Origin of the sequence: Citricoccus zhacaiensis (genome assembly GCF_014645315.1) — a bacterium.
Lineage (GTDB): Bacteria > Actinomycetota > Actinomycetes > Actinomycetales > Micrococcaceae > Citricoccus > Citricoccus zhacaiensis.
On sequence record NZ_BMLQ01000002.1, the window covers coordinates 260490 to 271716 of the forward strand.

At 70.3% G+C, this 11227-nt stretch carries 13 protein-coding genes; 5 read left to right on the top strand and 8 right to left on the bottom strand.

The window, feature by feature from the left end; genetic code table 11:
* The first annotated feature begins 68 nt into the window (after window positions 1-68).
* Complete coding sequence (locus tag IEX49_RS04565) at window positions 69-1586, top strand: S1C family serine protease (RefSeq protein WP_188804636.1); 1518 nt, start codon at window positions 69-71, stop codon at window positions 1584-1586.
* 85 nt (window positions 1587-1671) lie between these two features.
* Here the strand turns inward: IEX49_RS04565 and IEX49_RS04570 are convergent, their stop codons facing one another.
* From IEX49_RS04570 to IEX49_RS04590, 5 genes are all read right to left on the bottom strand, one after another.
* Window positions 1672-3102: an ABC transporter permease family protein gene (locus tag IEX49_RS04570; protein ID WP_188804638.1), complete on the bottom strand. Its 1431-nt coding sequence runs from the start codon at window positions 3100-3102 to the stop codon at window positions 1672-1674.
* The gene (locus IEX49_RS04575; RefSeq protein ID WP_188804640.1) at window positions 3099-3833 is read right to left on the bottom strand and encodes an ABC transporter ATP-binding protein; all 735 of its coding nucleotides are present in this window, start codon (window positions 3831-3833) and stop codon (window positions 3099-3101) included. The genes IEX49_RS04570 and IEX49_RS04575 overlap by 4 nt, the downstream gene beginning before the upstream one ends.
* A 149-nt stretch (window positions 3834-3982) precedes the next feature.
* On the bottom strand, window positions 3983-5248 hold the full coding sequence (locus IEX49_RS04580; protein ID WP_188804642.1) for an MFS transporter: 1266 nt from the start codon (window positions 5246-5248) through the stop codon (window positions 3983-3985).
* Entirely contained in the window at window positions 5245-5982 is a 738-nt protein-coding gene (locus IEX49_RS04585; protein WP_229672279.1) for an endonuclease/exonuclease/phosphatase family protein, read from the bottom strand. The genes IEX49_RS04580 and IEX49_RS04585 overlap by 4 nt, the downstream gene beginning before the upstream one ends.
* 39 nt (window positions 5983-6021) lie before the next feature.
* On the bottom strand, window positions 6022-6327 hold the full coding sequence (locus IEX49_RS04590; RefSeq protein ID WP_188804646.1) for a hypothetical protein: 306 nt from the start codon (window positions 6325-6327) through the stop codon (window positions 6022-6024).
* An 84-nt stretch (window positions 6328-6411) separates the two neighbouring features.
* Here IEX49_RS04590 and IEX49_RS04595 point away from each other — a divergent pair, with 84 nt between their 5' ends.
* A complete protein-coding gene (locus IEX49_RS04595) occupies window positions 6412-6858 on the top strand; it encodes a MarR family winged helix-turn-helix transcriptional regulator (RefSeq protein WP_188804648.1) in 447 nt (148 codons plus the stop codon).
* A 39-nt stretch (window positions 6859-6897) separates the two neighbouring features.
* Here IEX49_RS04595 and IEX49_RS04600 read toward each other — a convergent pair whose 3' ends face one another.
* The 3 genes from IEX49_RS04600 to IEX49_RS04610 form a co-directional block, all read right to left on the bottom strand.
* On the bottom strand, window positions 6898-7170 hold the full coding sequence (locus IEX49_RS04600) for a hypothetical protein (RefSeq protein ID WP_188804650.1): 273 nt from the start codon (window positions 7168-7170) through the stop codon (window positions 6898-6900).
* Window positions 7171-7255: 85 nt separating this feature from the next.
* A complete protein-coding gene (locus tag IEX49_RS04605) occupies window positions 7256-7657 on the bottom strand; it encodes a hypothetical protein (protein ID WP_188804652.1) in 402 nt (133 codons plus the stop codon).
* 148 nt (window positions 7658-7805) lie between these two features.
* Window positions 7806-8579, bottom strand: coding sequence for a ubiquinone/menaquinone biosynthesis methyltransferase (locus IEX49_RS04610; RefSeq protein ID WP_229672240.1), 774 nt, complete (start codon window positions 8577-8579; stop codon window positions 7806-7808).
* A gap of 82 nt (window positions 8580-8661) precedes the next feature.
* On the opposite strand from IEX49_RS04610, the gene IEX49_RS17125 reads away from it, so the two are divergent.
* From IEX49_RS17125 to IEX49_RS04625, 3 genes are all read left to right on the top strand, one after another.
* The gene (locus IEX49_RS17125) at window positions 8662-8850 is read left to right on the top strand and encodes a YetF domain-containing protein (RefSeq protein ID WP_373286679.1); all 189 of its coding nucleotides are present in this window, start codon (window positions 8662-8664) and stop codon (window positions 8848-8850) included.
* Between the two features lie 65 nt (window positions 8851-8915).
* The gene (locus IEX49_RS04620) at window positions 8916-9893 is read left to right on the top strand and encodes a cation diffusion facilitator family transporter (protein ID WP_188805051.1); all 978 of its coding nucleotides are present in this window, start codon (window positions 8916-8918) and stop codon (window positions 9891-9893) included.
* Between the two features lie 218 nt (window positions 9894-10111).
* The gene (locus IEX49_RS04625; protein ID WP_188804656.1) at window positions 10112-11224 is read left to right on the top strand and encodes an iron-siderophore ABC transporter substrate-binding protein; all 1113 of its coding nucleotides are present in this window, start codon (window positions 10112-10114) and stop codon (window positions 11222-11224) included.
* Window positions 11225-11227: the final 3 nt, after the last annotated feature.

An 11227-nucleotide genomic window follows, 5' to 3' on the forward strand; every position in this document is an offset into this window, starting at 1 on the left:
CGTGACGCAGAGGCAGCGGTGGTGGTGTGTTGACGCATCGAGAACCGCCCGATCCCCAGGAGCACGCCATGACCGGTACCGACCCGAACACCCGCGAACCGTCCGCCCGGCCCACAGGCCCTGCCGGCACAGCCCACCCGGACACGGCCCCGCTGACCGTGCCCTCGGCCGATGCCGCCGCGGACACCACCCACCGGGGCGCCCGGGAGAAACCCCGCCGCATCCGCTGGTCCGTGGCGGGGTTGGCTGTCGCCGGACTGATGGTGGCCGGCGGCATCGGGGGCGTGGTGGCCGACTCCGTCAGCACCGGCACTCCCCCGTCCGCCGCCTCCTCGCCGGCCAACAGCATCGGTTCCTCGGAGGAAGAGTCCGCAGCGGACGGGTTCTCGGCACAGACCGTCGCGGATCCCGCCACGCTGGCCGAGACCCTGGACCACGTCCACGAAGGCATCACGGTGCCCGATTCGGGCAGCTCCTCAGGCGATTCGGGCGGTGGCCGGGGCAGCGGTCTGGACAGCGGCATCGGCGGGGAGCGCTCCGAGAGCCCGGACGGGTACTCCTTCGGCGGCCCCGATGCCTCCTTCGGTGGCGCCCAGGGTGCCGCGGGCACCCAGGTTGACGCCGGCGTCGAGGTCCAGGACGCCCCGGGCGTGCTCCTGGTCGAGACCGAGACCTCCTTCGGTGAGGGTGCGGGAACCGGGATGGTGCTGAGCGCAGACGGACTCGCCCTGACGAACTACCACGTGGTGGACGGCTCCTCCGAGGTGGAGGTGACCGTGGCGGACACGGGTGAGACCTACACGGCCAGCGTGGTGGGCCGGGACGCCACCCATGACGTGGCGGTGCTGCAGCTGCAGGATGCCTCGGGGCTGGACACCATCAGCGTCGACTCCTCCGGGGTGGATTCCGGGGAGGGCGTGGCCGCCGTGGGCAACGGCTCCGGCCAGGGCTACCTGACCGCCGTCTCCGGCACGGTGACCGGGGTCGACCAGTCGATCTCCGCGGAGAGCCTCGGGGACACCGAGGACCTCACGGGGCTGATCGAGACGGACGCGGACGTGGTCCCCGGATACTCCGGCGGGCCGTTGGTGGACGAGGACGGCCAGGTCGTCGGCATGAGCACGGCGGCCTCCACCGGTCAGACCTCCGAGCAGGTCAACGGCTTCGCCATCGGGATCACCGAGGCCCTGGGCATCGCGGACCAGATCGTGGCCGGCACGGAGTCGGACAGCGTGCAGGTCGGCGCCTCCGGGGCGCTAGGGATCACCGTGACAGACGCCGCTGCCGCGGCACAGCAGGAGTACGCGGATCCGCGCTCGCGGGGATCACGGGACGGCGGTACCGACTCAGCAGCCTCCGGCGCGCTCGTGGTGGAGGTCGCCCCGGGATCCGCGGCCGAGTCGGCGGGTCTGGTGGCCGGTGACACCGTGACGGCACTGGACGGCACCGAGGTGGCCGATTCCTCCGAGCTCTCCGATCAGGTCAGCTCGCTGGACCCGGGCGACTCCGTGAGCCTGGTCTGGACAGACGCCGACGGCGCCGAGCACACCGCCACCGTGGACCTGGGCGAGAGCACCGTCAACTGAGCCCAACACTCCCACGTTGAGTCTGGAGGGATTCACCGGAAACCCGACCCCGGGCGTGAATCTCTCCAGACACAACGCCAACAGATCAGCGCTCTGCGAGTACTCCGCGCAGGGTGGGCCGGGAGGCCGTGACGCCCAGCCGGACGAGCAGCACGCCGAGCACCAGGGCCGCAGCCACGAGCGCGATGGACGCGGGGCTGAAGAGCACTGCGGCACCGATCACGGGCAGGGTCGTCACCACGGCGGCCACGAGGGTGAAGACCAGCACGATCCACAGCGGCCCCATCACGGAGCGGCGGCGGATGGCCTCCATGGTCGGCTCGGTCATCCCGAGCCGGCCCAGCCCGCGGTACATCTGGGCGCGGTCCAGCACCTGGGCCGCCTGGGTGATACCCACGGAGCACGCCGTCAGCACGAAGGCGATGAGCATGGTCAGCAGCACCCCGGTCTGCAGGTCGCCGATGAGCACCAGGTCCTCCGGCCGCGCCCCCTCGGCCGAGACCGCGTTCGCCAGGCCCATGCCGGCCCCGCCGACCACGCCGATGTAGGTGGTCACCGCGAGGCCGCCGATCTGCCGCCAGGCCTGCTGCGGGGACTCGAGCACGTTGCGGGCCGCCACGAGCTTCTCGGCCGTCTCCGCGCGGCGCCAGGTGCGGCGGGTCACCAGCCCCACCAGCCAGGGGCCGATGAAGTGCAGGGCCAGCATCGGCAGGCCGAAGCCGACGAGCAGCATGATCAGCACGACCATCATGTCCCCGGCCCCGAAGGCGTTGAGCAGCACCTGGGCCAGCACCAGCCCCACCACGGCCAGCACCACGCGGACCCAGTGGACGGTGGCGGCCTGCTGCCGGGTCCGCACGCCCAGCGGGGTGATCTCGATGCGCCGCAGCCCGGCCATCGAGCTGGCGGCGGCCATCAGCAGCAAGGCCCCGACCACGGCGAACAGCCACCCGGTCCCCAGCCACATGCCCTCCAGGCCGATCGGCCGCCCCGCGAACGGGATCAGCCCGACCAGGGGCATGAAGACGAGGTAGCCGACCACGCCGAGCAGCAGCCCAGCGGCGGCCAGCACCACGGACTCGACCACGGCCAGGGTCCGCACGGTGAGGGTCCCGGCGCCCAGCAGGCGCAGGGAGGACAGCCGTTCGTCCCGGCGCCGGGCCAGCAGCCTCGCGGCGGACCCCGCCAGGCCGACCAGGGGGAACACGAGGAGCATCAGCGCGAAGACGGAGAGGATCAGGTAGAAGCCGGCCAAGTCCCCCTCGATCGTCCAGAACGAGGCGGCGCCTCCGGCCACAAGCAGCGCCAGTGTGCCGACGATCGCGAACGCGGTCACGGGCAGTCCCCAGACCTGGCGGTCGGAGAACAGCTTGCCCAGGAACAGCCTCAGCACCGCGGCGGTGCCGCCTCTTCCGGTGCCCGACGGCGGCCCGTCCGGGACCGCGCCCAGGTGACCGTCCGGCGTCGGGCCGGGATGGCCGGACTGGGTCCCGGGTTGCATGGTCTCGTGGTTCATCGCACACCTCCGGTGGTGGCGGCCGCCGAGTCGGCGACGATCCGGCCGTCGGCCACCCGCACCAGGCGGGAGCAGCGGTCGGCGGTGGCCTGGTCGTGCGTGACCATCACCAGGGTGCGGCCGCGGCCGACGGTGGAGTCGAGCAGGGCCCCGAGCACCGAGGCGGAGGTGGCGGAGTCCAGGGCGCCGGTGGGCTCGTCGGCGAAGACCACGTGCGGGTCCGCCACCTGGGCGCGGGCGATGGCCACCCGCTGGGCCTGTCCGCCGGAGAGCTCGCCGAGGCGGCGGGTCTGCATCCCTTCCAATCCGAGGGCGGCGAGCCACTGGGCGGCGTGCGATTCTGCGGCCGGCCGCGGCACGCCGGAGAGCATCAGCGGCAGGGCCACGTTCTCCACGGCTGTCAGCTCCGGCAGCAGCAGTCCGTCCTGGAACACGAAGCCGAGTCGTTCGCGACGCAGTTTCGCGCGGGCCTCCTCATTCAGGGAGCTGACTTCCGTGCCACCGTTCGTGGACCCGGTGCCGGCGCCGGTGAAGTGGACCGAGCCGGCGTCGGGCGTCAGGATCCCGGAGAGGATGTGCATCAGGGTGGTCTTGCCGGAGCCGGAGGGGCCCATGATGGCCACGGACTCTCCGGCCTCGACGGTCAGGTCCACCCCGTCCAGGGCATGGGTGGTGCCGTAGGACTTCCTCAGGCCACGGGCGGTGAGTAGGGGTGCGGGTCGGTTCATCATGCCTCCACTCTCCCGGCGGGGCCCCCGCCCCGTCATCGGCCCGGGCTCTGATCCTGCGCGGCGCGGGGTCCACCTGCAGGATGACCCCGGCACCCATCACGGCCGCAGTCGACGTCGAGACTCGCCGAGGCGGTCAGCAGTTACCGCTCTCATGATCGGGGGGAGGCGGTGGCATTGCGGGAGAACAGCATGGCCACGCAACCGGCGGCCAGGATCCCGAGCAGGGTCACCGCGGCCGGCACCATGGACCACAGGTCCCCGACGATCCCGAGCAGCAGCGTGAATGCCGCCAGGCAGAGGTAGGCGATCGTGAAGTAGCGGCTCATGGAGGCGGCCGCCTTCAGGGGGTGGCGGCGCTGCGACTCGCCGATCTCCTGCGTGGCGCTGAGGAACGTGAACCCATGCCCGACGCCGGCCCCCATCACCGCGATCAGCGCCCACCACATCTGCCCCGTCAGCAGCATGGCGGCAAAGCCGCAGATCCCGACGAGCAGAGCCGACAGGCCCAGCCGGCGGCCCCGCTGGACGGCCACGTTGCGAGCGGATACCTGGACGATGCCGGCCACCGCCAGCATCGCGGCCACGATCCCGCCCAGCACCGCCAGGCTCTCCACGCCGAGGGCCGAGCCGATGAGGCCGGGTCCCACTGACTGATAGAGGCCCACCATGGCCCAGCTGGCGCCGGCGGTGAGGCTGATCATCAGGTGGGGGCGGGGCACGAGAGCCGGAACCGGCTCCAGCGCCGGAGGCGGCACCGCGGACGCGTCCGGGATCCCGGTACGGGCCTCCGTCTCCCCCAGGATCAGGGGGCCGGTGGACGGACCGGTGGGGGCCGGCGTCGCCGGTAGGGCCGGGGACCGCCCGTGCACAAGCAAGAGGACCACCGCGGCCGCCACGGTGGCGGCCGCGGCCAGCATGGGCAGGGCGGTGCCGCCGGAGAGGTCCGCCAGCACGCCTGCCATCACGGGGCCGAGGCAGGCCCCGACCAGCGCGGTCAGGGTGACCAGCAGTGCGGTGAAGGAGCGGGCCCGCGGCGGGTCCGCGCCGTAGAGGGCGGCGCTGGACGCGGTCATCACCACGCCGAGCGCCAGACCCTGGACGAACCTGGCCCCCAGCAGTGTGCCGACCCCGCCCGCCAGCGCCAGTGCCGAGGCGGCCACCACGGAGGCGGCCGCCGCCAGGACCATCAGCGTCCGGGGACCGCGCCGCCGCAGCCACCGTCCGGTGAGCAGCAGTCCGGGGATCAGCCCACCCACGTACATTGCGTAGACGAGGGTCTGGACGGTGGCGGAGAAGCCGAGATCAGCACGCCATCCGGCGTAGAGCACCGTGGGGGCGTTGACGGCGCCGAAGACGAGTACGGCGGTGGCGAAGGCGGTGATCCGCGGAACCGGCCGGGCCGTCACCGCGGTCACAGGGTCCCCCCGGTGACGCGTTCCCCCGCCACCGTGGTGAGGATGCCCCGGTGGTCCGTTCCGGCAAGGTCCAGCCGTTCGTAGGCGATCGGCACCAGCCCCCTCAGCAGAACATGGTCGATGGCCGTGAAGGGCGGCAACCAGGACCCCACCGGCCAGGTGGGCCCCGGGAACGGGCCGGCAGCTGATGCGGTCGGTGTGAACCCGTCAGCCAGGGCCCGGAACTGCGGGTGGGCATGGCTCGCGTTGAAGTCCCCGGCCAGGATCAGGGGCAGGTCTGCGTGGGCAGCCTGCCAGCGGTCCAGCCCGCGGAGCGTGTCATCCCAGGAGGGGACGAAGTCCTCGCCGATCGGTGGCACGGGATGGATGCCCACCACCCGCACGGCGCCCAGGTCCGGATGTTCGACCACCGCCACGGGCTGATCGAAGTGACGGTATGCGGCGAAGCGCGGCAGGACGCCCTCGGACCGCAGTGGGTGTGCGGACAGGATCACCGCACCGCCCGCCTTGCCTCCCTGGGGTTCGTCCGGGATCGTCGCGGTGCGGTACGGCAGACGGTCCAGCACCCCTTCCTCCCGCAGGGCCGTGATCAGGTCCTCGTCGGCTTCCACGAGGACCAGTACATCCACCCCGTTGACGCCGTGGGCGCTACCGCTACCAGTCCCCCCAGCCCCGAGCGCCGCGGCCAGTGCGGCGGGGTCCACGCCGCCATACTCGGCATTGAGGCTCAGCACGGTCAACCTGCCAGCCTCGATTCCAGCGTCCGCGCCGCGCTATATGCCAGCCCCGGCGTCGGCCCCATCAAGGGGACCGACCGGCACCAACGTCGGCAGCAGCCCGAGCACCGCCCCGGTGGCCAGCACGCCGGCAGCCCACCACTGACGGAACACCAGTACCAGGAGGGCGATCACCCCGGCCACCGCGCTCAGGACGGGCACGAGCGACTGCAGGGCCGGCATGACCCACGGCCGGGTGATCGGCGGATGGGGCAACACCGCCAGGAGGACCGCCAGCACCACGCAGATGACCAGGACCGCCCGGCGGAGGCGCCGCCGTCGGGAACCATGCGGTCCTGCCACCAGGAGAACTCCTCTCGCCTGCCGGATCCGCACTCGCACGGGCACCGGGCGCCCGTATCCGGACACATCAGGCATCCTAGAGGTATGGATGAACCGCTTCCCGTCACGGACCCCCTGGCCCTGGAGAGCCAGATCTGTTTCGCACTGTCCGTGGCATCCCGGGGCGTGATCGCCGCTTACCGACCCGTGCTCGAACCGTTGAAGCTGACTCATCCGCAGTACCTGGTGATGCTGGCACTCTGGCAGCACGCGCCCCTGTCCCTCAAGGATCTGGCGGGGCGACTGCACATGGAGCCGGCCACCCTGTCCCCGCTGACCAAGCGCCTGGAGGCGCTCGGCTACGTCCAACGGGCCAAGAATCCCGACGACGGCCGCGGCCTGGCCCTGTCCCTCACCGAGCAGGGCCGCACGTTGCGCCAGCGAGCCGAACAGGTGCCGGTGGAGATGATGCAGCGACTGCAGATGGACGAGGGCGAACTGAAGGACCTGCACCGGCTCATGACAACCCTGATGCAGCGCGTCCACCCGTGATCATGCGCGGCCTGGATGCACGGTATGGCCGGCGGCGGATCAGAGGCCAGTGAACGCCAGCAACTCGGCGGGCGGCTGCTGACCAGTGTTCCGGTAACCCTGCAGGAGTTTCACGGCGCGCTCCTTCTGGAGCTGCTTGCGAGGGTCCAGCGTGCCCTGTCGGCTGGCCGGGCCGAACGTGCAGGAGGCGATGTAGATGAACCGCCACTGGAACCGGAACCAGGCCCCCAGGCCAGTCTTGTCCCTCACCACCGAGTAGGCCTTCTGGCGTGCGGGCTTGTTCGGCTGGTGCTGTGGGCTCTGCTCGGTCATCAGGCTCCCCCTGGTTCGGAATCCACCACGGCTACGGTGGCCGGGGCCCAGTCTATTTTAGTTAGCCCACTAACTGAAATCTGGATCAGGTCTTGTCCCCGGTCTCGTTCGGTCGCATGACGGGAGGCTCCTCGCCGTCCTTCAGCATGAAGTACCGGTAGCCCTCCTGGAAGGGTTTGGGCGGCTGACCGTGACGACCGTGGCCAGCGTCGTCCCACGACTCCGTCACACCGTCCTCACCGGCGGCTCGGCGGATGGCCGGCGGCGGTTCCTCCCCCTGGGCCCGGTAGGCGGCGGCCACGCGTTGGGCCCGCTCCACCCTCAGTGCCTCCCGTGGGTTCAGTCCCGCCTGCCGGCTCGCAGGGCCGTAGACGTCATTGGCCGCATAGCGGATCCGCCACAGCAGGCGGTATCCGGGGGACAGCCCGGTCTTGTCCTTCTCCAGCAGGTGGATCTTCTGGTTCTCGCGGATCTCTTCGTCTCGCATGGCGTTCCTCCAAGGGACTGCCGATGCCGGAGCACCGGCGTACTCCCAGCCTAGAACCGCCCCTGCGGAAGGTGAACGGCTGGCTTGCCGGCGCCCGCACCGGCTCGCTCGAAGGGGCCAGCTGGGAAGGGCTGCCTTGAGGAGCGGCTCAGAGGGGCTTGGTGGCCCAGTGGATCGCGAGCGTTCCGAACAGGTGGGTCTCGTGGCCCACGTCCTCGAAGCCGACGTCTTCCAGCAGCGCCTGGATCTGTGCGGGCGTCTTGAAGCCCCGGCTGGTGGCGGAGAGGTACTCGTAGGCGTCCGGGGTGCGAGTGATCAGCCGGGAGATCTGTGGCACCACGTATTTGATGTACGCCGTGGAGAACGGCTTGATGATGTTGTCCGGCGCGGGGGAGGTCTCCAGGGCGACCATGCGGCCGCCGGGCTTGAGCACGCGGAACTGCTCAGCCAGCGTGGTGGGGATGTCCGCCACGTTGCGCAGCAGGTAGCCATGGGTGACGGCGTCGAACGTGTTGTCCTCGAACGGCAGGTCCATGGCATCCGCCTCGACCCAGTCGATCTGCCCGCCACCCGGCCGGTTCCGGCCGACCTCCATCATCTCGGGCGCGAAGTCGGCGCCGGTGATCCGGGCACCATAGCGTGAGCGGAGGACCTCCAGGGCGATGTCCCCGGTACCGGTGGCCAGGTCCAGGACCACCGGGCTGTCCGGCAACTCGGCTCTCTCCACCGTCCGGCGCACGAACCGGGGCTCCTGCCCCCACGTCATCACGAGGTTCATCAAGTCATACCGGCCGGCGATGCCGTCGAACATCGAGGCCACCTTCGTCCCGTGGTCCGCCGGTACTCCGGCCCGCTCCGTCACATCGTCCGGCGACGCGTGGTCGGTCCGTGGGTTCTCTGAGGCTGGCTGGCTGGTGCTCACCCGCTCCACGGTAGCCGGTTCCGGGCCAGAACCCTGATCGGCAGACCGACACAGCCGGACGCCAGCGTGGGTCCTCGAGAGTGTGCCGGTCGTGCTCGTGGAGAGTGGACGTCCACTCAAGGTCGTCATGGATCGGGAGCGGATCTCCATGGAAGATGTCCTCAGTGCCGCGCGTTCGACTCAAGGCCTGGAGTCCATGGGCCAGATCAAGTGGGCCGTACTGGAAACCTCCGGCAGCATCAGCATCGTGCCCACCCAACAGGGCCCATGAGCGCTTCAATTTTCAGGGGCGCACCAGTAGGTACCGACCTGGTCAAGGCCTAGGGTGATCCCGTGATGCACACATCAGAAAAGCTTGGTTGGGACCTACCCCGCGAACAGCAGGAGGCATTGCGCAAGGCGGTGCGCCTGGAATGGCTCAGCCTGGGCATCACGGCATGCACGATCACCCTCGTCGCGTTCGTGCTGGGGAACTCGCAGGCCATGAAGACCGCCTGGATCGAAGACATGCTCTCCACGATCCCGCAGATCTCCTTTCTGGTCTCTCTGCTCGCCATCCGCCGGTTCCGCCAGAATGCTCAACGCCCCTACGGTGCCCACCGCGCCGCCGGCGTCGGCCACCTCGTGGCCTCCGTGGCCCTGACCCTGGTCGGTGGGTTTCTCGCCTACGAGGCTGTCAGCGGCCTGGTGACCGCTGAACACCCCACGGTCGGCACGGTGCAGCTGTTCGGCAACACCGTCTGGCTCGGCTGGATCATGATGGGGGTGATGGCTGTCATCGCCATTCCACCCATCTTCCTGGCCCGGGCCAAGCTGAAGGTCGCACCGATCCTCAATGACAAGGTGCTCTTCGCCGACGCGAACATGAACAAGGCCGACTGGCTCACCAATGCCGCCTCGATCGTCGGTGTGGCCGGCATCGGCCTCGGATGGTGGTGGGTGGACTACGCAGCCGCCTTCGTCATCTCGATGGACATCCTCAAGGACGGCGTCCACCACTTGCGGGCAGCCGTCCTGGACCTGATCGACAGGCGAGCCACCACTCCGAACAACAAGGCCCCGCATCCGGCCATTGCCGACGCCACCCAAGCCGTGCAGGCCCTGCCGTGGGTGGAACAGGCCGGCTGCCGCGTGCGGGACCTGGGCCGGCGATTGCACATCGAGGTCTTCCTGGTACCGCTCTCCGGTCAGGTCAGCCTGGATCAGATCGAGGAGGCGGAGGAGGCCTGCCGGTCAGTGGACTGGATGGTCTGGGACGTGGTCATCATGCCCGTGATGCGGCTACCGGACATCGTCCAGTCGACCGACGACTGATCCTCTGCCACCACGAGGCCGTCAACGACGCGTGCCCAGCGACTGCACCGGAAACCTGGGAGGGTTCGCACATCCGGTACGGTCGCTGGGCACGTCCACCGTTGACCCAACTGCAGTGTGCTGCCACCCCGCACGGCGGCTGCACATGTTGTTAGGCTAGGCTAACCTCCAGCAATTAGGCAACACCCTTGTTTGCCAATGACTCGAAAGGCCGCCTCGTGTCCCCTGCATCTCTCTCCCCCACCGCCGGCGCTCCGACCGCCCGCCGGACCACCCGCCGTCGGGCCCTGTCCCTGGGATCCCTGGCGCTCAGTGCCGCCCTGCTCGCCGGCTGTTCCACGGGCCCCGCCGGCGGCTCAGGCTCGGAGGCCTCCGGCTCCACCGATGCGTCCGCGGCCTCGGACGCCACCTTCCCCCGGACGGTGGAGCACGTCTACGGCGAGACCGAGATCCCGGCCCAGCCCGAGCGCGTGGCCACCGTGTCCTGGGTGAACCAGGACGTCGCGCTGGCCCTGGGCGTGGTGCCCGTGGGCGTGGCCGCCACCGAATACGGAGGCAACGCCCAGCAGTCCACCGACTGGTTCGATGCGGCCCTGGAGGAGGCCGGCGGCGAGGCCCCGGAGCAGTACTCCGAGGCGGACGGCATCAACTTCGAGGCCCTGGCCGCCACCGAGCCGGACGTCATTCTCGCCGCCTACTCCGGCATCACGCAGGAGGAGTATGACAAGCTCTCCGAGATCGCGCCCGTGGTGGCCTACCCGGAGGACACCGCGGCGTTCACCACGGCCTGGCAGGACTCCACCCGGCTGATCGGTGAGGCCCTCGGCAAGGAGGAGAAGGCCGAGGAGGTCATCGCGGACGTGGAGGGCCAGGTGGCCCAGGCCGCGGAGGAGTTCCCCGCCCTGGAGGGCACCACCTTCCTGACCGGCACCGTGGACCCGGCCGCCGCCGATCAGATCTACCTGTTCACGGCCGCGGACAATCGGCCGAAGTTCCTGACCTCCCTCGGCATGGAACTGGCCCCCGTGCTCGCGGACAACGAGGAGGCCCAGGACGCCTTCTACCTGACCTGGTCCCCCGAGCGGGCGGACGAGCTCGACTCGGACATCTTCGTCACCTCGGCCACCGATGAGTCCGTGGCCGAGGCCATCGCCGCCGACCCGCTGCTGTCCAAGATCCCGGCCGTGCAGGACGAGACCCTCGTGGTGCAGACCGACCAGCAGGAGGTCCTGTCCACCTCGGCCGCCTCTCCGCTGTCCATCCCGTGGGCCCTGGACAACGTGGTACCGGACATCGCCGCCGCGGCCGAGCAGGCCGACAGCGCGGAATAGTCT